This is a genomic window from Shewanella sp. AS1 (genome assembly GCF_021412565.1).
Classification (GTDB): domain Bacteria; phylum Pseudomonadota; class Gammaproteobacteria; order Enterobacterales; family Shewanellaceae; genus Shewanella.
Genome location: NZ_JAKCLJ010000008.1, coordinates 21106 through 42502 on the forward strand (window position 1 = coordinate 21106; position 21397 = coordinate 42502).

The following is a 21397-nucleotide window of genomic DNA, read 5'->3' on the forward strand; positions in this document are numbered from 1 at the left end:
GCGCTTGTACCTGCAGCACTTTGGCTTTACGGCAACCCCGTTTTCGTTAACGCCTAATACCGAATTCTTTTTTGGCCTGATGCCTCATGTTGAGGCGCTTCAGGTGCTGCAAACTGCGCTGCAAACTGGCGAGGGTTTTATTAAGGTGACCGGCGAGGTTGGTACGGGTAAGACACTGATCTGTAGAAAATTACTCAATGATCTTCCCGAACGATTTCATTGCGCCTATTTGCCCAATCCCTATTTAACGCCGGATGAACTGCGCTGGGCGGTTGCGGCGGAGCTGGGGCTGAAATATTCGGCCAATATCGACCGACAGCAGCTGACCAACCTGATCCAGCAGCAGCTTATCGCCTTGTCGGCCCATGGTCATTCTATCGTACTTGTGCTCGATGAGGCCCAGGCCTTGCCCGATGAGAGTCTCGAGGCGCTGCGTCTGTTTACCAATCTGGAAACCGAGAGCCGCAAACTGCTGCAAGTGGTATTGTTCGCTCAACCAGAGCTGGATGAACGCCTTAAGCTGAAACAGTTCCGTCAGCTCAGACAGAGGATCACCTTCAGCTACCGGCTCAGGGCCTTAACCCAGGCGGAAACCTATGCTTACCTGTGCCATCGCTTGAAAATCGCCGGTTATCGGGGTCTGCCCTTGTTTGGTGATAACGACAGTAAACGCATTGCCAAGGCTGCAAGAGGTATTCCGCGTTTAATCAATGTGTTGTGTCATAAATCTCTGTTACTTGCCTTTGGTGAGGGCGCCCAGGCCGTGAGCAAGCGCCATGTGAATGCGGCGATTAAGGATACTGAAGACACCCAAGTTGCAAACCGTCTACCCTGGCGAATTGCCGGGGTGACCTTTACCGCCCTGCTGTCATTTGGCTGCTGGTATTGGTTTATGGGGGCTCAGTGATGAGTGTGATCAACCGTATGCTCAAAGATCTCGACAAGCGTCAATCGCACCAGGGAGGCGAGGACTTGCCTGTTCCTCAAGTGCAGTTTCATCAGCCTGCGACCGGCAGACTGCCTTGGATCCTGTTTGCACTGGCCTTGAGCGTGTTACTTGTGGGGGGGGCATTCGCCTGGTACAAGCTGAGTATGCAACAGCAGGAACATAGGCAGCTTTTCCAAAATATCTCAGTAGACCAGAGCGAGAAGGCTCGGGTCGTCGAACAATTAGCCCTGGTACATGCAGAGTCGACAGAAAACGGGGCGACAGAGAAAGCACCTGAGAATCGCCCAAAAGTGCTAGAGAACACAGTTGAGAAAGAGGCGAACCCGGCGAAAACAAAAAACGTAGCGGAAACCGCGGCTGAAACGCAGGACAGGCAGCTGAGCGAGTCTGCTCAGGTCAATACTCCTCCTGTTACTCATGCTCAAGTTGCTAATGCTCAAGCAGCTAATGCTCAAGTCACTAGTGCTCAAGCTGAGCAGGGGATTTCTCCCGCAGTAGCAGCCTCCCAGCCTGATAGCAAAGCCAGTAAACCAGCTGGAATGATGGCGATCAAAGAGGTGATCTTATCGCCTCAGGCATTGGCCGAGAAGCGTTTTGCTGCCGGTCAGGCGGCACAGAATGAAGGCAATATGACCCAGGCTGAAAGCGATTTCAGCGAGGCGCTTAGACTCAATTCGCAGCTGCATCAGGCGCGTCGCCATCTGGCGGCCCTCTATTATGGCCAGGGGATGATGACCCAGGCCGAGTCCGTGTTGCAGCAGGGGATGACGCTTTTCCCCGAGGAGTATGAATATAGCCTGCTACTGGCGCGTGTCTACGATGCAGTTGAGATGAAAGATGAGGCGCTGGCCGTGTTGGCGTCGATCCCGGATGAATCCGAACTGGCGAAGCAGAAATGGAGTATGCAGAGTCACCTTGCTCAGCAGCAAGGGGCGTTTCCCCTGGCCGAGCAGAGCTACCGCCAACTCGCCCGTATCGAACCCGATGACGCCAAATGGTGGATGGGACTGGCCTACGCACTGGATTCGCAGCATCAGTTTTCCACGGCGAAACAAGCCTATCGTCAAGCGTTAGTTCTGGATGGTCTGTCGACACAGGCACTTGAATTTATTGAACGTCGTTTGGCTCAATTAGGAGAGATCCAGTGAAACCCAAGTTAAAAATGCGCTTAGGCGATCTCCTGGTTCAAGAGCAGATCATCAGCGATGTTCAGCTCGCTCAAGCCTTGGCCGAGCAGAGCCGAAGCGGTAAGAAATTAGGCCGGACCTTAATCGATCTCGCCTGTATCACAGAGGAGCAGTTGCTGCATTTTCTGGCGCACCAGCTCAATATTCCTTTTCTGGATATCAGCCGTCGCCCCATCTCATCTGAGGTGGTGAATCTGCTGCCCGAGGTACAGGCGCGGCGATATCGGGCGCTGGTGGTGGAAGATCAAGGGGACAAGGTGCTGGTCGCCATGAGCGACCCTGCGGATCTGCAGGCGATGGACAATATCGAAGTCCTCTTGATGCCAAGGAGCATCAGTATCGCCGTGGTGACTGAGAAGCAGCTGTTCGATGCCTTCGATAACCTCTACCGTCGTACCGGCGAGATAGCCGAGATGGCCGGCCAGTTGGAGGAGGAGTATGCCGCCGATGATCAGTTCGATCTCGCCAGTCTCACCGATGCCGATGGCAACAATGAGGCGACTGTGGTTAAGCTGCTGCACTCGATTTTTGAGGATGCGGTTCAGGTTAGGGCGTCGGATATCCATATTGAACCCGGTGAAAAGGTACTGAGGATCCGCCAGCGTATCGATGGCCTGTTGCAGGAACATACGCTGCCTGAGGCTAATATTGCCTCGGCGCTGGTGCTGCGCCTTAAGCTGATGGCGGGGCTCGATATTTCAGAGAAGCGTCTGCCACAGGATGGCCGTTTTCACATAGTGGTCAAAGGCCATAAAATCGATGTGCGTATGTCGACCATGCCCATCTATCACGGCGAATCTGTGGTGATGCGTCTGCTGGATCAATCCGCAGGCCTGCTGACATTGAATGAAACCGGTATGCCGCCTGCCATGTTGGCGCGGGTGCGTAAGCAGATTAAGCGCCCCCACGGTATGCTCTTGGTGACAGGGCCGACCGGGAGCGGCAAGACCACCACTCTCTATGGTGTGCTAAGTGAACTCAATACCCCGGACAGGAAGATAATTACCGTCGAAGATCCGGTGGAATATCAGCTGCCCCGAATTAACCAAGTGCAGGTTAACCATAAGATAGGCCTGGATTTTTCCAATGTGCTGCGCACCACTCTGCGTCAGGATCCGGACATCATAATGGTGGGTGAGATGCGCGATCAGGAGACGGTGGAGATAGGACTTCGCGGCGCGCTGACGGGTCACTTTGTGTTATCGACTCTGCATACCAATGATGCTGTGACCAGTGCCCTGCGTCTGCTCGATATGGGCGCCGCCGGTTATCTGGTGGCCAGCGCCCTGCGGGTGATCATCGCCCAGCGTTTGGTGCGCCGCGTGTGTCACAACTGCGCCCAGCCCCATAGCCTGAGTCCGCAGGATATGGCCTGGTTGGCCTCTGTGAGCAAACAGGATTTCTCACAGGCGACATTCCAGATGGGGAGCGGCTGTCAGAGCTGTAATGGCACAGGGTATCGCGGCCGGATCGGGGTGTTTGAGATCCTAGAGCTCGATGAGGTGATGATAGAAGCGATGCGCACCGGCCATCCTCATGCGTTCGCTAATGCGGTCAAGCAGAGCCCGAATTTCACCCCGTTGGCAGAATCGGCGCTAGGGTATCTATCTCAGGGGGTGACGACCCTCGAAGAGGTGGCCAGGTTGATTGAGGATGTGTCTGAGGCGCAGCCGCCTCTGTCTACCTCTTTGGCTGAAGGCAAGGCCAGGACTAGGCCTGATACTGAGCCCGAAATTGAGCTTGAAACGGAGCTTAGTGTCTGATCATGCCGATTTATCGCTATCGTGGACGGGATGCCAAGGGGCAGGTGGTGACAGGGGAGCTGGACGCGACCTCTGAGAGCGCGGCGGCGGATCAGCTGATGTCACGCGCTATTATTCCTTTGTCCGTCACTCTGGCTAAGGTTAAGCAGGATTTTAAGCTGGACTCCCTGTTTACCCCTAAGGTTGGCCTGGATGAGCTGCAGATTTTTACTCGGCAGATGTATTCCCTGACGCGTTCGGGGATCCCCATTTTGCGCGCGATAGCCGGGCTGGCCGAGAGCACACATTCGAAACGGATGCGCGAGGCGCTCAAGGATATCTCAGAGCAGTTAACCTCGGGGCGGCCCCTGTCATCGGCGATGAACCATCACAGCGATGTGTTTGACTCTCTGTTTGTCTCCATGATCCATGTCGGCGAGAACACAGGCAAGCTGGAAGATGCCTTTAATCAGCTGTCTGGTTATATCGAGCGGGAACAGGAAACCCGCAGGCGCATCAAGTCGGCGATGCGTTATCCGCTGTTTGTGCTGCTGGCGGTGGCTATGGCGCTGGTGGTGCTCAATATCTTAGTGATCCCCAAGTTTGCCGACATGTTTTCCCGTTTTGGAGCTGAGTTGCCCTGGGCGACACAAGTGCTGATAGGTACCTCCAACTTTTTCGTCAACTACTGGTACCTGCTTTTATTCGGTGCATTGGCGGCATTTGTCGGGATCAGATATTGGCATAGCACAGAGAAAGGGGAGAAACAGTGGGATCAGTGGAAGCTTAAGTTACCTGCTGTGGGGAGTATTATCGAGCGCTCCACCCTGTCGCGCTACTGCCGCAGTTTTGCCATGATGCTCAGCGCTGGCGTGCCCATGACTCAGGCGCTTAGCCTGGTGGCCGATGCGGTCGATAACGCCTTTATGCACGATAAGATAGTCGGCATGCGCCGCAATATCGAATCGGGGGATTCCATGCTGCGGGCATCAAATCAGAGCCAGTTATTTACCCCTCTGGTATTGCAGATGGTGGCCGTTGGCGAAGAAACCGGGCAGATAGATCAACTGCTAAACGATGCTGCCGATTTTTATGAGGGAGAGGTGGATTATGATCTCAAAAATCTCACCGCCAGACTGGAACCGATTCTGATAGGTATAGTGGCCATCATAGTTCTGATCCTCGCGCTGGGTATTTATCTGCCCATGTGGGATATGCTCAATGCGGTGAAAGGGGGAAGTTAATATTGTCTACTTTTAAGTGTTAAAAGTTTGATAAATAAGTAAAAAATGTAAAAATAGATAGTTTATTCTAATTGTGATGATAGAATCTTCGCTGCTTGGTTAGATGTAGAGAGTTTGTGCATTTTTTATAAGCAGGGATATAGCTTTAACTTTTAGTAATTTATTTATATTCAAGGATTAAGGGAAAGAAAATATGAATATGGCGACAAATATGATGAGAAAGAAACAACAGGGCTTTTCACTTATCGAGTTAGTGATAGTGATAGTGATCTTAGGGATTTTAGCCGCAACGGCCATTCCGCGTTTTCTCAATGTGACCGACGAAGCCGAAGAGGCCAGCGTCGATGGTGTCTCTAGTGGTTTAGCCACTGCGGTGAGTTTTGTGCGCTCTCAGTGGGAAGTCGATGGCCGTAAAAATAGTGATGTAGTGCTTGATGGCACAAACGTCAATGTGGATACCCGCTTTGGTTATCCAACTGGCACCAGTGGCGCAACCAGTGCGACAGCTATGACACATGAAAGCTGCAAAGAGGTGTTCGATACTGTGTTGCAAAGCGTCCCAAATAACGTGCTCTCAACTGCAGATGCCCGCAATGAGCGTTTTACTGTGCGCATGTTAAATGGTGCTGGCGGTTCGACTAAAGCCACAGATGGCACAGATGTCACTGGCCTGGATCTCTGCGTTTATCATCAGGTGTCATCGCTGACCCTGAACCAGTCTGGTGTGCCGACACCTAACCCAGATCTCAATACTGCGAGTGCTAAGGGAATCACCTATAACCCAGGCACAGGCCAGGTGTTAAGTTTTACTAATTGATTCTCCCTCCTCGACTTAAGTGCAGTATCTGCTCCCAAGGATTCAGATACTGCTTTATCTGTTGTAAGCGAGAAAACTAAAGGTTGTTTTTCATGAAGAAGCAAAATGGCTTTACCCTAATCGAATTAGTGGTAGTGATAATCATCTTGGGCATTCTGGCGGTGACCGCCGCGCCTAAGTTTATCAATCTGCAGTCCGATGCCCGCGCATCGACCCTCGATGGACTCAAGGCCTCGATACAGGGAGCCAATGCGCTGCTCTATTCGAAGGCCACCATCGCAGGAAAAGAGCAGAGCCTGAGTGATTCAGTCACAATCGCCACAGGTGTAGATGTAGCAACCCGTTATGGTTATCTGGACGGTAAGGCTACTACGGCGGATGTCGCTAAGGAACTGGAAAAACTGCTGGATATGCAGTTTGAAGTTCTGTCTGGTCCCACAGTGGCTGTTACCGGTGACTGGGGTGTTTGGTCTGTTGCGAATACGACGAACGAATTTTTTATCGCACCCAAAGGTAAAACGGCAAATGATCCAACGGATTCATGTCGCATACATTACATAGTTGCGATCGCTGCCACAACACAGCCCGCTGTAAAAGCAGATAATAACGGCTGTTAATTTTAATAAATGATTGAATTGTTATTGTTGAATAATTGGGAATGAAGATGCAAAAACAACAGGGTTTTACACTAATTGAATTAGTGGTCGTGATCATCATCTTAGGTATTCTGGCTGTGACCGCCGCGCCTAAGTTTATTAATTTGCAGTCAGATGCGCGAGCTTCGACATTGGATGGGTTAGAAGCTGCGATTAAAGGCGCCGACAGCCTAGTTGTTTCTAAATCGCTAATTGCCGGTAATGAAACTCTAGCATCGACAGCAACCCCTACAGTTACTGTCGCGACAGGTAAAACTGTTGCGCTTAACTATGGTCATGCAACTGCGGTATGGACAGGTAGTTTGGAACATGTGTTAGATATTAGTGCTGCTAATACAGGTACTACGGCTGAGTGGTTATATGAAGAAGATACCTCGAACAAGCTAATTTATTTCTATCCACAAGGACAGGCTACTCCTCCCACAGGTACTTGCTATGTGAGTTACGAAAATGCGCTTGATAGCGCATCAGGACATGCTCCTATTAAGGTAGAGAAAGTTATTACAGGTTGTTAATGACTTAGTTGATTCAAAAGGCCTGCCATGCAGGCCTTTTTTGTACTGCAGGGTAAAGAAGCACTCAGTAAAGTGCTCGGCAAAGCTTACTGAAATCAATGACATTATCTGACGTACACTGTAGCTTATAGGCAAAGTCAATTTAACCCTATTGCGGGCGAGGAGCGATGGCAAAACAGCAAGGTTTCACTCTGGTGGAATTGGTCACAACTATGGTCTTGATTAGCATCCTGGCCGTGGTGGTGTTGCCGCGCTTTTTTTCTGCCTCAGCTTACAGTGCCTATACCCTGAGAGATGAGTTGATCGGTGAGCTCAGGCGGGTGCAGCTGATGGCGCTCAATAATCAGGATAGGTGTTATGGCGTTAAGCTGACGCCCAATGATTATCGCATGATGATCTATCGGAGCGATTGCAGCACAGTCCTAGTGTCTGGCACGCCTCAGTCACTTCCCAGACAGACATCAGTCACCTTAAGCGGCAGTCAGGACTTTAACCTGATGTTTAATCAAGAGGGTGCGATCCTGCCCCAGTGCGCTAACACTTGCGTTGTTAAGGTGTCGGCGGATGAGAGCCTAGATCTCATTATCGAGAGTCAGGGGTATATCCATGGCCGCTAATTTTCACAAGAATTCAAGTCGCGCCCAGGGCTTTACCCTGGTGGAGTTGATTGTCGGGATCTTGGTGCTGGGTATCGCCTTTGTGATGCTGACTAGCATGCTGTTTCCCCAGGCGGATCGCGTCGCCGAAACCCTGCACAGGGTGCGATCGGCCGAGCTGGCGCATTCGCTGCTCAATGAGATCTGGGGCAAACGTTTCGATGAACATACTAATCCCAATGGCGGCGTACCCGCTTGCGGCGCGCTCGCCCGGCCGGATGCTGGCTTGCCCGCAGGGGAAGAGTGCACAGATGCCGCCGATTTCGGTCCCCAGGGGCTGGACAGGAATCACTTTCGGGATCTGGATGATTATGACGGCCTGACCGAAAATGATTTGATGCTCAACTCCACTCAGACCTACAAGGAGAGTTACCCCAACTACCGTTTACATGTGTCTGTGACTTACCCTAACACTAATAAAAATAGCAAATTGATCACCATAGATGTGACAACGCCCAATGGGGAAGTGATCACTTACAACGCCCTGAGGAGTAACTATTGATGCAGCGCAATGGTTATTCTGACGGTCCCTACTTTCTCGGTCGTTCTGGGCACCTTCTTACTTGCTCCAAGCAGCTAGGCTTTACCCTGGTGGAGATGGTCACAGTGATCATCATCTTAGGCGTGCTGGTGATCGGCAGTAGCAGCTTTCTCATTTTCGGCACGCGGATTTTTGTTGAGTCCACCTCGGTCGATCAGGTGCTCGGCCAGAGCCGTTTCGTGATTGAGAGGCTCACCCGGGAGCTGCGTAACGCCGCGCCTAACAGCCTGCGGGTGACCAGCACGGCCGATTATCAATGTGTGGAGTTTGTCCCTATTCTGGCGGGTGGCAGTTATCTGCAACTGCCGGTCGCGCCGGCTGCGCCAGCCAGTAGCGGCAATATCATGCCCGCATCAATTTCTGTGTCGGGCACTGAAAAGCTGCTGGTTTATCCTCAGAGACCCGCTGACTTTTATGCAAGCCAGCCCTCGGGCACTGTGGGACAGCTTTTCAATATCAAGAAGCTGACGGGGGACATTATTGAGTTTGAGCGAGCAGTACAGTTTGCTAAAGATTCACCACAGAAACGTTATTATCTAGTCGATGATGCCGTCAGTTACTGCTTTTTACAGGCAGGCGAGATCCGCCGTTACGACCATTATGGCTTGCGGGCACTGCAGGGTACGCCCGCTACCCTGGGACCTGGCGTCTTGATGGCGCAGAATCTCGCCAATCATCTGCAGACTGAGCCTGCCCTTAGCTTCACGCCTGGCACGCTTACGAATCATGCCGTGGTGCAGCTCAGTCCTAGATTTTCGGTCAATGGTCAGGTGTTTCACTATCAACATCAGGTGCAGGTGATCAATGTTCCTTAACGCTTCTATCGCCATACACAGATTGAACCGACAAGGCCAGCGAGGCAGTGCGCTGGTGATAGGTATCTTCGTCATCACTGTGATGTTTCTGATGGCCAGCGCCTTAATTCATATCTTGCAGGATAGCGACGAGCAGGTGAGTCTGGAGGTGATGGGTACTCGGGCCTTGGCGGCGGCGAACAGTGGTGCCGATGCCGCCTTAGCGCAATTGTTTCCCTTAAGCGGTTTAGCGGCAGACAGGGTTTGCTTAGCCAGCAGCAGTTGGACGCCGCCCGATCTTGTGGGTTTTTCTGGTTGCAGTGTGAGTCTTACTTGCAGCGAACATCTGCTTGATGGTGTGACTCAATATGCGATCACCAGTGAGGCGAACTGCGCCGCAGGCAATTGTGATGGCGACAGCTGTATTCGAGTTAACCGTAAGGTGGAGGTGCTGGCCCGTGATTAGCCTGCTGCGAAATTGCCTTTTACTCTGTACTGGCCTGTTGGTGGTTTGCTTGCAAGCCTCGGCGGCGCCTCAGTGTAATGATATTTTTAAGGATCCTCCGCGCGGTAATATTCAGCCTGGACTCATTCCGCCAGCGAATATTGGGCCAAGCTTAGGCCTGCTGGATTGCAGCAATGGCTCCTGTACACCTGTCGCCTATGACCCGAGCACCTATGAGTTTCAGCCAGGAGACTATAACTACAGCTCAGGCAGGTTTCATCAGGGAAATTATGTTAAGACCAGTGGCAGAACGACCCGGCTCTATTTCGATACCCTCTCTATTAATAACTCAAATATCAATTTAGGTGGCGATGCCAGTGAGTTGATCATCTTTGTCAGAAATGCTTTATCACTCGCTGGCCATGTTTCTATTAATGGCATCATCTATGTGGGTGGCTCAGTGGATATTCAGCCGCAAACCATCATAGATGGGGCCGTTGCCTCGGGGGGCGCGTTAGCACTTCACAATAAAAGTGAGGTAAATTTCGATCAGGATGCGGTGGATAAGGCTGACTTTGGCGGCATGTGTAATCAAGGCCCCGTGAGTGTCGATCATTATCGTATCGAATTTAGCTCAGATGCCCTTAGCTGCACGGCGAAAAGTATCGGTCTGCGCGCCTGTGTCAATGATGCTTGCTCAACTGAGGCGACAGTTACCTCCAGCGTTGAGTTGACTAAGGCCAATGTTCATTACCAAAATGTGACTTTTACCGGTCAGACTCAGACTCAGCTTCTGCATCCTGCTGGGGGGATCGTGCATCTAGGGCTGGGAGGCACATCCCCAGCGGCGCCTTATCGCTGTTATATCGATGGCGCTCTGGTGAGTAATGCTGCCTGCCAGCTCAACTTTGAAGATACAGGGCTCTATTTCGAGGTGCCCGATACCAGCTCCTGCAAGACCAGCAATCAGTTCAATCTGTATGCCGTGACCAAAAATACCCAGACCCAGCAGTGTCAGCCGCTGTTCACTAATCAGAGTCGCTCGATCAACTTCAGCTTCGATTATGAGCGCCCATCGAGTGTGAACAACCCGGCGAAACTGACGCTTAGCAGTGTCAACGCCCCCGCTCAGACTAAGACGATTTCGGGGGGCAGCATACAGAACATGAATGTTCAGTTCGATGCCAATGGGGTGGCCAGCTTGACGGCCAGGTATCCCGAGGCTGGGGTGGTCAGGTTAAACGCCCAATATCTGCATTTTGTGACTCAGCCGAGCGGAGCGACTGAGAGTTTATTTCTGACTCACAGCGATACCTTCACTGCCGCGCCGGCTGGATTTCATTTCTCGCCCATGAATCATGTGCGTTGTGATAGCAGCGATCCCTATGATCCCAACTGCGCTATTTTCGCTAAAGCGGGAGAGCCTTTTGCCATGCAGGTGATGGCCGCCTGTTGGCAAACCGATAACGACAGCGACTTTAGTGATAATGGTGCGCTGCAAAATTTTGAATATGCTAGCCTGCAGTTTGATGTGAAAGTGGAGCAGCCCAGCACGGGCGCCGACGGTGCGCTGGGGGTAACGGCGGCCGATTTTAAGATAACGGCCAATGACACAGGGCTTAAGATAGATAACCAAAGTTGGAGTGAGGTCGGCACCATGAAGGTGAGCCTCGCCGCCGATCTGCATTATGAGGGGGTGACTATCGATGCGGGGCGTTCCAGTAGCGAAATTTTTGGCCGCTTCACCCCAGCCTATCTGGACATAAAGGGCAATGTTCCCCAGCTCGCGGCGAGCTGCCAGCACTTTAGCTATCTGGAGCAGCCCTTTGGATTTATCGCCGGGCTGGAGCCACGCATTGAGGTGGCGGGCTACAGCACACTTGGCACTGTCACCAGTAACTATCAAATTGGGCAGTGGTGGCGCTATAGACACAGAGATCTGGCCGAGCAGAACCCATGGTCGGGGCGGCGGTATCAGGATCAGAGCGGCAGTGCCAATCTGGCCGATTTCGCGTTTCCTGCTCTGTCGGGCAGGGTCAATTATCAACTTTCGCCCAATGTCGCCGAGCTGCGAGATAGCGAGCTTAAGTATGTGCGTACTCCAGCGCCTCTCGTCCCCTTTGAAGGCCAGTTTTATCTTGAGCTTTCCAGCCTAGATGTGAGCGATGAAGATGGTATCTGCTATCAAGCCAGCGCTGCGGGCAGCTGTTTGCCCTATCGGTTCGATGAGATAGGCAAGGGGCAGGGGGTCGAATTCAGGTATGGTCGATTACGCCTGGAAAATGGCTATGGGCCTGAGACTGAGAGTCTGCGCCTGCCCCTTCGCAGCGAATATGTCACCAGCATTGATGCTCAAGGTTTGGCAAATTGGGAGACGAATCAGCAGGATAACTGCACTGTGTACCAGACTGTTAGTTCGAGCGATCCGGGCGAGGGCGCCGTAAGCGGGCTTAATATGCAGTTTCCTGCGGGCTTTTCTGCAATTAATGCCTATAGCGATCCTAATCTCTCGTCTCAACTTGGCAGCCTAGGGCTCGGCCAGGGGTATCTCTATTTCGCTGTCCCAAGCAGTGCTGGGGAGGTGCCGTTAAAACTTCATATCGGTCCCTGGTTGAAGTGGTACTGGAACTTCGATGGCACGGCGCCAGATACTCTGTATGACCCAAGGGCGACCGCCTATTTTGGCACTTACCGTGGCCACGATAAGGTGATTTTCTGGCGCGAGGTGCAATAAGCGCTCTGGTTGAGCCATCAGGGTTTTGAGTTGTATTAGCCCTTGCTGAATTTACCACTGGGGAGCTTGATGCTTACGGCTTGAAGATGAAGATATATTTATCAAACTATCCGCATAATCTCCTTGTGGAATCCGGGGGGCATTGTTAAAGTTACCTGATCTTTATTCATCCGACTCCACTGAGACAGGCTAAGTTACATGTTCAAGAAGCTGCGTGGCATTTTTTCTAACGATCTATCGATCGATTTGGGTACAGCTAACACCTTAATTTACGTTCGCGAAGAGGGCATAGTATTAAATGAGCCTTCAGTTGTTGCTATTCGTGGCGAACGCGGCAGTCATGGACAGAAATCTGTCGCAGCCGTAGGTACAGAAGCAAAGCAGATGCTCGGTCGTACGCCGGGTAATATTCAGGCGATTCGTCCAATGAAAGACGGTGTGATTGCCGATTTCTATGTGACTGAGAAGATGTTGCAGCACTTCATCAAGCAAGTGCACAACAACAGTGTTTTCCGTCCAAGTCCCCGCGTGCTGGTGTGTGTGCCTGTTGGCGCGACTCAGGTTGAGCGCCGCGCGATCCGCGAATCTGCCATGGGTGCAGGTGCTCGCGAAGTCTATCTAATTGAAGAGCCTATGGCGGCTGCGATTGGTGCCGGTCTGCCTGTGTCTGAAGCCACAGGTTCTATGGTGGTTGATATTGGTGGTGGCACAACCGAAGTGGCCATCATCTCGTTAAACGGCGTAGTTTACTCCTCTTCTGTGCGTATTGGTGGTGATAAGTTTGATGACGCCATCATCAATTATGTTCGCCGCAACTACGGCAGCCTGATTGGTGAAGCGACTGCCGAGCGCATCAAGCACACTATCGGTACCGCTTATCCTGGCGATGAAGTGCTGGAGATTGAAGTGCGTGGCCGTAATCTGGCCGAAGGTGTACCACGCAGCTTTACCCTAAACAGCAATGAAATCTTAGAGGCGCTACAAGAGCCCCTTTCGGGTATCGTCAGTGCGGTTATGGTGGCGCTTGAGCAGTCTCCACCTGAACTGGCATCGGATATCTCTGAGCGCGGCATGGTGTTAACCGGTGGTGGCGCGTTGCTGCGTGATCTTGACCGCCTGCTGATGCAGGAAACGGGGATTCCTGTGATGGTGGCCGACGATCCGTTAACCTGTGTGGCCCGTGGTGGCGGCAAGGCGTTAGAGATGATCGATATGCATGGTGGTGATCTCTTCTCTGAAGAAAACTAATTAAGTCGATTTAGACGCTAATTAGAGGCAGTGATATGCCGGTGACCTGATTTAATGGGACAGAGCGTTATTTTACCCATATAATCAAACCTTTCTTATTTTGATTGGTCACGGTCGCCGCATCTTGCTGCCTTAAGTGTTTTATGAAACCCATTTTCGCACGCGGTATTTCAAATCAATTCCGACTGACATTGGCAATTATTTTGTCGGTGATCTTGCTGGTGGCCAACGACAGGCTGGAGCCGGCGAGAAAATCTATCTCATCCCTACTCAGTCCCATGCAGTATGTGGCCAATATTCCCGGTGCCTTTCTCGATTGGTCGGCAGAAACCATAGCCACCCGCAATATGCTCGAAAGACAGAATAAAGAACTGCTTAGACAGCAACTGCTGATGAGTGAGCGCCTGCAGCGTTTTGAACATCTGCGTCAGGAGAATGAGCGCCTGCGCGCCTTGCTGGGCTCGCCTGTGCATATGGATGCCAGGAAGATGGTTGCCGAGGTGATGGAGGTGGCCAGCGATCCTTTTCGTCATTATGTGGTGTTAAATCATGGCGCCAGCAGCGGCGTCTATGTGGGTCAGCCTGTGGTCGATGCTCACGGTGTGGTCGGCCAAGTGGTGGAGGTGAGCGCTCTCACCAGTCGGGTGCTATTGATCTCCGATGTGACCCACGCCATCCCGGTGCGGGTTACTCGTAACGATGTGCGACTTATCGCCCAGGGAACCGGTGAAATTGATGAGCTGGAACTGCGCCATGTGGCCAAGAGTACCGATCTGCGCGTCGGCGATCTGCTGGTCTCCTCGGGTCTGGGGAAACGCTTTCCTGAGGGGTATCCCGTCGCGCGTATTATGCAGGTTGATAAAGATGATGGCCAAAGCTATGCCACAGTCACGGCACAGCCCTTAGCCGCACTGGACAGAATTCGTTATCTGCTGCTGCTCTGGCCCGATGGTGAGGCGCCAGAAACAAAAGCTGAAGCCAAGAGTGAGGTGCAAGCGGGCAGCAATGACGGGGAGAATAAGACGCAATGAGTATGCAAATTGCGAGAGGCCGCTGGATCGTATGGCTGAGCTTACTCGTCGCCATGGTGTTTCAGATCATGCCTCTGCCCAGCATAGTCGAGCCTTGGCGCCCCGACTGGGTACTGCTGGTGATCTTCTATTGGGCCATGGCCTTACCCCACAGATACAATATTTTAACCGCCTGGATACTCGGGGTGCTGCTGGATATTCTGCTGGGCGCCCACCTTGGGATCCGCGCCTTTGCCATCTCTCTGGCCGTTTATGTGGTGGTATTGCACTTTCAGCGGCTGCGTAATTTCCCCATGTGGCAACAGGCGTTGATGATGTCTACTCTGGTCTGTCTCTATCATCTCTTGGTGTTCTGGCTGCAGTTTGTGGTGAATGTGGCGAGCTTTGAGTTCAATATCTTCCTGCCTGTGATCTCCAGTCTGTTTATCTGGCCATGGGTGTTCTGGATCCTGAGACGAATTCGGCGTATTTATAAGGTAAGATAATCCCTAATCCTGAGACGGGATCGGTTTGAGTAATAGGATAAATTAAGATGTCTTTGGTTTTGGCTTCCGCTTCTCCGCGCCGCAAAGAACTGTTGGCGCAGCTGGGTATGGGGCAGGCACAATTTAGTTTTGCGATCTTACCTGCGGATATCGATGAGACTGCCAGAGCGGGCGAGCTGCCAGGGGAGTTGGTGCTTAGGCTCGCGATAGAGAAAGCCAAGGCGGGTCTGGCTCTGTGCACTGAGGTCGGCGCTCAGGTACTGGGCTCAGATACTATAGTAGTGCTGGATGGGCAGATCTTAGGTAAACCTCAAGATGAGGCGGATGCTAAGCGCATGCTGGCGGCGCTCTCGGGGCGACAGCACAGTGTCATGACGGCTGTGGCCCTGACCGATGGTGAAACGACCCTGTCACATCTGGTTGAAACGAAAGTGAAGTTCTGCCAGCTTTGCGATCAAGATATCCAAGCCTATATCGCCACGGGTGAACCTATGGATAAGGCCGGCGCCTATGGGATTCAGGGCTTGGGCGGCTGTTTTGTGCAAGGCATTGAAGGGAGCTACTCTGCTGTCGTGGGTCTGCCTCTGGTTGAGACCAAAGCCCTGCTAGCTCAGATGAAAATTTTATAATTGCATTAAATTTAAGTGGTTGAGGAGCGATGCTCCTTTATGACTTTGAGTGAGTATTCATGAGTCACCAGTTTAGCAACAGAGTACAAGGCAAAATAGGGGCCGAGTTACTGATCAATGTGACGCCGACAGAGGCGCGTGTCGCACTGGTCGAATTTGGCATACTCCAAGAAGTGCATATCGAGCGTCGCATGAAGCGCGGTCTGGTCGGCAATATCTACAAGGGCAAGGTCAGTCGGGTGCTGCCGGGTATGCAAGCGGCGTTCGTGGATATAGGTCTGGATAAGGCCGCCTTTCTGCACGCCTCGGATATAGTGCCTCACACAGAATGTGTGGCCGACGTCGAGAAGGGTAACTTCGTGGTGCGCGACATTGGCGAGCTGGTGCGACAGGGGCAGGATATCATGGTGCAGGTGGTCAAAGATCCCCTGGGAACTAAGGGTGCGCGCCTGACCACAGACATCACTCTGCCCTCCCGTTATCTAGTATTTATGCCCGGTTCCAGCCATGTGGGGGTGTCTCAACGCATCGAGTCTGAAGAGGTGCGCTCGCGCCTAAAAGGGCTGACCGAGCCTTTCGTGGATGAAGATGGCGGCTTTATTATTCGTACTGCGGCCGAGAATGCTGGCGAGCAGGAACTGGTGCAGGACGCGGCATTTCTACGCCGGGTGTGGGCCAAGGTGATGGAGCGGCGCAAACGCCCAGGTGTGGCCTTGCTCTATCAGGATCTGGCGCTGCCTGTGCGTATAGTGCGTGACTTTGTCGGCACGCAATTAGATCAGATCCAGGTGGACTCCAGCCAGACTTTCCAGGAGTTACAGCAGTTTACCCAGGAGTTTATGCCCGAGATTGCCGATAAGCTAGAGCACTATTCGGGCCGGGTACCTATCTTCGATCTCTATGATGTGGAGAACGAGATCCAGCGCGCCCTGAGCCGCAAGGTGGAGCTGAAATCCGGCGGCTATCTGATTATCGATCAGACCGAAGCCATGACCACAGTGGATATCAATACCGGTGCCTTCGTGGGACACCGTAATCTTGAAGAGACCATTTTCAATACCAACCTGGAGGCGACCCACGCCATCGCCCGCCAGCTGAGGCTGCGTAATCTGGGCGGTATCATCATTATCGACTTTATCGATATGCTTAACGAAGATCATAAGAAGCGGGTCTTGTCGACCCTGGAAACGGCGCTGGCCAGTGACAGGGTCAAGACTAATGTCAGTGGCTTCTCTGGGCTGGGTTTGGTCGAGATGACACGTAAGCGCACCCGCGAGAGTCTGGAACATGTGCTCTGTGGCGAATGTCCCGCCTGTCTGGGCAAGGGCACCTTAAAAACCGTGGAAACGGTTTCCTATGAGATCTTCAGAGAGATTATTCGCCTAGATCGCGGCTATGATGCCGATGAGTTTCTGGTGTACTGCTCGCCCGCAGTGTACGCCAGCCTGACAGGAGAAGAGAGCCATCAGGTGGCCGAGCTGGGCGCCTACATAGGTAAACGAGTCAGACTGCAAAGCGAGCCCATGTACGCGCAGAATAAATTTGATGTGGTGATAATGTAGTGCCACCTTTCCTTCGCCCCCGCAACCTCATACGCTATTTCTGGCAAACCATCGCCATAGTGCTGGTGATTTTTGCCTTGAGTGTCAGCCTGTTCAGGGGGTTGCTGCCTAAGCTGGATCAGGTGCGCCATGAGCTGGTCGATTATATCGAACAGGAGTATCAGGTCACAGTGCATGTGTCTGAGCTATCGGCGGAGTGGCAGGCCTTCGGTCCCGCCCTCACGGTAAATAATCTTATCCTGCCGCCCCAGGAAAACCTGCCGGTTACTTTAATCGTCAACAAGGTGCATGTGAAGCTGGACTTCTGGCAGAGCCTGGTGACCGCCTCGCCTCAAATTGAGAATGTGATCTTCGAAGGGGTCAATGTCGCCTTGGATATGGATAAGCTTGACGATGAAGAGGCGACCCCAGCCCCAGATGCAGAGCCGAGCGGCGAGCTTGTGGCGGCTGAGCATCATATGGACTGGCTCTATCGCCTGCTGCTCGAACAGCTGGGGCGTTTCTCTATCACAGATGTGAGCGTGCAGTTATTGAGTCGCTCCCATCAATATCGTCCGATTCATATCAACAACCTGCGCTGGCGTAATCGTGGCGGTTCCCATAAGGCCCAGGGCCAGCTCTATCTGGATAAGCAGGCATCTGAGGTGGAGAGTCTCTCGCTACTGGTCGATGTTCAGGGAGACGGTAATCAACCCGACACCCTCAAGGGGCAGGTCTATGTGGCGGCCAACTCCCTCGATTTAGGCAAGTGGGCATCAAGGCAGGTGAATCCCTACGACAAGAAGCAGCCGCTACCGCTGGAAGGTGTGGTGAATCTGCAAGCCTGGATGGTCTTTGCCAACCGGGAAGTCACTTCGGCTACGGTCGCCTTCAGGCCGAGCTGGCTGGCATGGCAGCTCAAGGGCGAGCCGCAGAAGTTTGAGCTTAAATCCGGCCTGCTGAGCTGGCAACCCTATGATGCGGGTTGGCGGTTACACAGTCAGGATCTGGCGTTTGCCACCAATGATATTCCCTGGCCCGACCTTGAGATCAAAGCTTATCAAACGGGTGATCATCTCAGGGCGAACCTAACCAACCTGGATACTCAGGTACTCTTGCCCCTGCTGCCTTTGATCCCCGGCATGACACTCGAGGGCCTGAAAACCTGGCAGACTATGGCGCCCAGTGGTGAGTTACAGGATCTGCGCCTAGATTATCAACAGGGGGAGCCACTGGCTTTCGCCGCCCGGATACAGCAGCTAGGCTGGCAAGCTGCTGAGGGTATCCCTGGTAGCGATCCGCTAGATTTTAACCTGGGACTGCAGGGCAATGACCTTTATCTCAGCGCGCCAAAACAGCACTACCGCCTCGACTTTGCCAGTGGCTTTAAGGCGCCGATCAACTTGGATGGCGAGGCGTTCACTGTTAAATATGAGATGGATCAAGCTGCACTTATCGCCCCAAGACTCCAATTTGAAAATGAGGATTTAGCCCTGAATGCGGCAATGAAAATGGAGTTCTCATCGGCGGCGCTCTTGAGGCTGGCGGCCGATGTGCAGGTGAAAAATGCCGGTCATGCGGATCGTTATTTCCCGCTGCATGCCATGAGTAAAGCCCTGGTGGATTATCTCTCAGGTGCGATTAAAGAGGGGCGCAGTCAGGATGCCAAAGTTGTCTGGAATGGCGCCTTTGCTGATTTTCCCTATCAGGATAACAGCGGAGTTTTTCAGGCAGGCTTCTCGCTGCAGCAGGCCAGATATCAGTTTCAGCCTGATTGGCCAGAAGTCACTAACCTGAGTCTCAATGCGCTGTTTGAAAACGCTTCTATGGATATCTGGGTTGATAAAGGCAAGCTGCTCAATGTGGCCGCCGATGGTGCCTACGTGGGCATTCCCTTGATGAGCTTGGAATCCGAGCTTAGGGTCAAAGCCGATCTCCATACCTCGGGCGAGGACGCCAAACAGGTATTGCTCGCCTCTCCCTTGAGAGAGAGCGTGGGCGCGACCTTAGAGGTGGTACAGGTGCAGGGCAAGGTCGAGGGCAAGCTGGATTTGACCATACCTCTGTATGAAGGGGGCAAAGAGGATATTCGCGGTAAAGTGCATTTTAAGGACACCCCTGTCTATATCAGCCAGCCCGGCGTGCAGCTGGAGAAGGTCAATGGCGATGTCTACTTCGTCAATGATGTGGTGACCGGGGAGTCGATCAGCGCCCGCTTATTCGACCAGCCGCTGACCTTGAACTTCGATACTGGCAGGTTGAATAACAATTACGGCCTTAACCTGGATATGGATGGGCAGTGGCAGCTGGAGACCCTGCCAGCCATGCTGGATAATCCCATCCAAGACTATTATCAGGGCAAGGCGGATTGGCATGGCGCCATGTCACTTATTTTCGACCCGACAGGCTATCGCATTCAGGCACAGGTCAGCAGCGATCTACAGGGGGTGACGTTAAATCTGCCCGGGCAGTTTGCTAAGTCGGCTGATAGCAAGAGGTCACTGTCCCTGGAGATGATTGGCGATAATAAGCAGTCGTCACTGGGCGCTAAGCTTGATGATCAGCTCGAGTTTTGGGGTGGCTTCGATGAGCAATCCGGCTCCTCTCTGTCTCACTTCGATCTCCTGCTGGGACGTACCTTCAGACCGGGAGATGCCATTCGTCGCGATCGCGGGCATCTGCAGCTGGATCTGCCTGAGACAGATTTTGCGCAGTGGCTGCCTATCATTAAGGGCTTTGTTGATGAGCTTCCATCGGATGATTCATCGGCGCTTTCTGTGCCTGAAACGCCGGCGTCGGCTGCACCAGAGGCAGTAGAATCATCGGTGGCGCCAGAGCAGGAGCCGGCTGCTGATCTGGCGCCTGGAGCCGAGGGCGCTCATCCTTTCTTCCCGCCACTGATCTCTATCGCGGGCCAAGTCGAGCAGCTTAAGCTGTTTGGTCTGCCTCTGACTCAGCTTAATTTGACGGCGCAGCCCACCGAGCACGGCTGGCGCTTCGAGGGTCAGGCCGATGAGTTTGACGGCCGGGTGGATCTCTATCCCGACTGGTCATCCCAGGGGCTGAAGATAGTGGCCAAACGCTTCGATTTTTCGCCCGAGATCAAACCCGCGAATGAAGCAGCGTTTTCCAGCGATACTGTGCTGAGTAACTTACCCCCCCTGGCGGTGGATGTGGATCAGTTCAGTACCTATGGCAAGCCGCTTGGGCATCTTGTGCTGCAGGGCACGCCGGTCGATGGTGATTACCATATTCAGACCATCTCGCTGAAAACGCCGGACACCTCCCTCAACGGTAAAGGCGCCTGGCTAAACAGCGAAGGGCAGAACCAGACCGAGCTTGAGCTGGATCTCAAGGCCAAAAATTTCGATGATATTGCCGATCGCCTAAAGTTAGGCGGCGGTTTGCGGGAGGCGCCTTTAAATCTGCAGGCAAAATTGTCCTGGCACGGTGCCCCCTATGGCTTCTCGCTGGCGACCCTGAACGGTCAGGTAAAATATCAGCTGGGCAAAGGGCACCTGTCTGAGGTGAGCGACAAGGGCGCGCGTATCTTCTCCCTGTTCAGCCTCAACTCGCTGCTGCGCAAGCTGTCGCTCGACTTTTCCGACGTCTTTGGTAAGGGGCTCTACTTCGACTCCTTTAGCGGCACCTTAACAGTGGATAATGGCGTGATGAAGACCACAGACTCGGAGATGGAGGCGGTGGCCGGTAACATGAAGATGCGCGGTTATACAGATCTCACCACAGAGAGCCTGAATTACGACATTCGTTTCGTGCCTAAGCTGGCCTCAAGTGTGCCAACCGTAGTGCTGCTCAGTACAGGCGGCTGGGGATTAGGCTTGGGCGCCTTCGCCCTGACTAAGGTGCTGGAACCTGTGATTGAGGTGATCTCTGAGATACGTTTCAGATTAACCGGCACCATGTCAGATCCTAAACTTGAAGAGGTGGAGCGTAAGAGTAAGGAGATAGAGATCCCCGACTCGGCTCTGCCTGAGCATCTGCGTAAACAGCAGCCAGCAGAGGAACAGTCGCCTGCTCAGCAGGAAAATCAGCAGCAGGAAGAACCCCAGCTGGAAAAACCGCAGTCGGAAGAGAAAGATGTCGAAGCGGCCTTGCCTGAAAGCGGCGCGAGTCACTAACAGGGACGATTCACTAACAGGAAAAGGTCTGAACGGGAGCGAGA

General features: G+C 52.9%; 18 protein-coding genes. All 18 read left to right on the forward strand.

Annotated elements, in window-relative coordinates:
* The first annotated feature begins 4 nt into the window (after positions 1 to 4).
* Positions 5 to 907 carry an ExeA family protein gene (locus tag LZP69_RS11495; RefSeq protein ID WP_234200736.1) on the forward strand — a complete coding sequence of 301 codons (903 nt, stop codon included), beginning with the start codon at positions 5 to 7 and terminating at the stop codon, positions 905 to 907.
* A complete protein-coding gene (locus tag LZP69_RS11500; protein ID WP_234200737.1) occupies positions 907 to 2097 on the forward strand; it encodes a tetratricopeptide repeat protein in 1191 nt (396 codons plus the stop codon). Before LZP69_RS11495 ends, LZP69_RS11500 begins: the two co-directional genes overlap by 1 nt.
* Positions 2094 to 3899 carry a GspE/PulE family protein gene (locus LZP69_RS11505; protein WP_326490264.1) on the forward strand — a complete coding sequence of 602 codons (1806 nt, stop codon included), beginning with the start codon at positions 2094 to 2096 and terminating at the stop codon, positions 3897 to 3899. The genes LZP69_RS11500 and LZP69_RS11505 overlap by 4 nt, the downstream gene beginning before the upstream one ends.
* A 2-nt stretch (positions 3900 to 3901) precedes the next feature.
* Positions 3902 to 5122 (forward strand): type II secretion system F family protein, encoded by a 1221-nt coding sequence (locus LZP69_RS11510; protein WP_234200738.1) that lies wholly within the window; start codon positions 3902 to 3904, stop codon positions 5120 to 5122.
* A 214-nt stretch (positions 5123 to 5336) separates the two neighbouring features.
* The gene (locus LZP69_RS11515; RefSeq protein WP_234200839.1) at positions 5337 to 5939 is read left to right on the forward strand and encodes a pilin; all 603 of its coding nucleotides are present in this window, start codon (positions 5337 to 5339) and stop codon (positions 5937 to 5939) included.
* 92 nt (positions 5940 to 6031) lie between these two features.
* Positions 6032 to 6556, forward strand: coding sequence for a type II secretion system protein (locus tag LZP69_RS11520; RefSeq protein ID WP_234200739.1), 525 nt, complete (start codon positions 6032 to 6034; stop codon positions 6554 to 6556).
* 47 nt (positions 6557 to 6603) lie between these two features.
* The gene (locus tag LZP69_RS11525; protein ID WP_234200740.1) at positions 6604 to 7110 is read left to right on the forward strand and encodes a type II secretion system protein; all 507 of its coding nucleotides are present in this window, start codon (positions 6604 to 6606) and stop codon (positions 7108 to 7110) included.
* 167 nt (positions 7111 to 7277) lie between these two features.
* On the forward strand, positions 7278 to 7727 hold the full coding sequence (locus LZP69_RS11530) for a pilus assembly FimT family protein (RefSeq protein WP_234200741.1): 450 nt from the start codon (positions 7278 to 7280) through the stop codon (positions 7725 to 7727).
* Positions 7717 to 8268: a prepilin-type N-terminal cleavage/methylation domain-containing protein gene (locus LZP69_RS11535; protein WP_234200743.1), complete on the forward strand. Its 552-nt coding sequence runs from the start codon at positions 7717 to 7719 to the stop codon at positions 8266 to 8268. The genes LZP69_RS11530 and LZP69_RS11535 overlap by 11 nt, the downstream gene beginning before the upstream one ends.
* Positions 8268 to 9122, forward strand: coding sequence for a PilW family protein (locus LZP69_RS11540; protein ID WP_326490265.1), 855 nt, complete (start codon positions 8268 to 8270; stop codon positions 9120 to 9122). Before LZP69_RS11535 ends, LZP69_RS11540 begins: the two co-directional genes overlap by 1 nt.
* Positions 9112 to 9567: an MSHA biogenesis protein MshP gene (locus tag LZP69_RS11545; RefSeq protein ID WP_234200745.1), complete on the forward strand. Its 456-nt coding sequence runs from the start codon at positions 9112 to 9114 to the stop codon at positions 9565 to 9567. Before LZP69_RS11540 ends, LZP69_RS11545 begins: the two co-directional genes overlap by 11 nt.
* A 40-nt stretch (positions 9568 to 9607) precedes the next feature.
* Positions 9608 to 12280, forward strand: a complete 2673-nt coding sequence (locus LZP69_RS11550; RefSeq protein ID WP_442800681.1) for a DUF6701 domain-containing protein — start codon at positions 9608 to 9610, stop codon at positions 12278 to 12280.
* A gap of 198 nt (positions 12281 to 12478) precedes the next feature.
* The gene (locus LZP69_RS11555; RefSeq protein WP_234200747.1) at positions 12479 to 13528 is read left to right on the forward strand and encodes a rod shape-determining protein; all 1050 of its coding nucleotides are present in this window, start codon (positions 12479 to 12481) and stop codon (positions 13526 to 13528) included.
* A 143-nt stretch (positions 13529 to 13671) separates the two neighbouring features.
* Positions 13672 to 14559, forward strand: a complete 888-nt coding sequence (gene mreC / locus LZP69_RS11560; RefSeq protein WP_234200748.1) for a rod shape-determining protein MreC — start codon at positions 13672 to 13674, stop codon at positions 14557 to 14559.
* Complete coding sequence (gene mreD, locus LZP69_RS11565) at positions 14556 to 15044, forward strand: rod shape-determining protein MreD (protein ID WP_234200749.1); 489 nt, start codon at positions 14556 to 14558, stop codon at positions 15042 to 15044. Before mreC ends, mreD begins: the two co-directional genes overlap by 4 nt.
* Before the next feature lie 47 nt (positions 15045 to 15091).
* The gene (locus tag LZP69_RS11570) at positions 15092 to 15673 is read left to right on the forward strand and encodes a Maf family protein (protein WP_234200750.1); all 582 of its coding nucleotides are present in this window, start codon (positions 15092 to 15094) and stop codon (positions 15671 to 15673) included.
* A 59-nt stretch (positions 15674 to 15732) separates the two neighbouring features.
* On the forward strand, positions 15733 to 17235 hold the full coding sequence (gene rng, locus LZP69_RS11575) for a ribonuclease G (protein ID WP_234200751.1): 1503 nt from the start codon (positions 15733 to 15735) through the stop codon (positions 17233 to 17235).
* A complete protein-coding gene (locus LZP69_RS11580) occupies positions 17235 to 21353 on the forward strand; it encodes a YhdP family protein (protein WP_234200753.1) in 4119 nt (1372 codons plus the stop codon). The genes rng and LZP69_RS11580 overlap by 1 nt, the downstream gene beginning before the upstream one ends.
* The last annotated feature ends 44 nt before the right edge of the window (positions 21354 to 21397 follow it).

Excerpts from the sequence above, each read along its gene's own strand:
- LZP69_RS11500 (WP_234200737.1), top strand. The coding sequence starts at position 907 with ATGAGTGTGATCAACCGTATGCTCAAAGATCTCGACAAGCGTCAATCG.
- LZP69_RS11510 (WP_234200738.1), top strand. The coding sequence starts at position 3,902 with ATGCCGATTTATCGCTATCGTGGACGGGATGCCAAGGGGCAGGTGGTG.
- LZP69_RS11515 (WP_234200839.1), top strand. The coding sequence starts at position 5,337 with ATGAGAAAGAAACAACAGGGCTTTTCACTTATCGAGTTAGTGATAGTG.
- LZP69_RS11520 (WP_234200739.1), top strand. The coding sequence starts at position 6,032 with ATGAAGAAGCAAAATGGCTTTACCCTAATCGAATTAGTGGTAGTGATA.
- LZP69_RS11525 (WP_234200740.1), top strand. The coding sequence starts at position 6,604 with ATGCAAAAACAACAGGGTTTTACACTAATTGAATTAGTGGTCGTGATC.
- LZP69_RS11530 (WP_234200741.1), top strand. The coding sequence starts at position 7,278 with ATGGCAAAACAGCAAGGTTTCACTCTGGTGGAATTGGTCACAACTATG.
- LZP69_RS11535 (WP_234200743.1), top strand. The coding sequence starts at position 7,717 with ATGGCCGCTAATTTTCACAAGAATTCAAGTCGCGCCCAGGGCTTTACC.
- LZP69_RS11540 (WP_326490265.1), top strand. The coding sequence starts at position 8,268 with ATGCAGCGCAATGGTTATTCTGACGGTCCCTACTTTCTCGGTCGTTCT.
- LZP69_RS11545 (WP_234200745.1), top strand. The coding sequence starts at position 9,112 with ATGTTCCTTAACGCTTCTATCGCCATACACAGATTGAACCGACAAGGC.
- LZP69_RS11555 (WP_234200747.1), top strand. The coding sequence starts at position 12,479 with ATGTTCAAGAAGCTGCGTGGCATTTTTTCTAACGATCTATCGATCGAT.
- mreC (WP_234200748.1), top strand. The coding sequence starts at position 13,672 with ATGAAACCCATTTTCGCACGCGGTATTTCAAATCAATTCCGACTGACA.
- mreD (WP_234200749.1), top strand. The coding sequence starts at position 14,556 with ATGAGTATGCAAATTGCGAGAGGCCGCTGGATCGTATGGCTGAGCTTA.
- LZP69_RS11570 (WP_234200750.1), top strand. The coding sequence starts at position 15,092 with ATGTCTTTGGTTTTGGCTTCCGCTTCTCCGCGCCGCAAAGAACTGTTG.
- rng (WP_234200751.1), top strand. The coding sequence starts at position 15,733 with ATGAGTCACCAGTTTAGCAACAGAGTACAAGGCAAAATAGGGGCCGAG.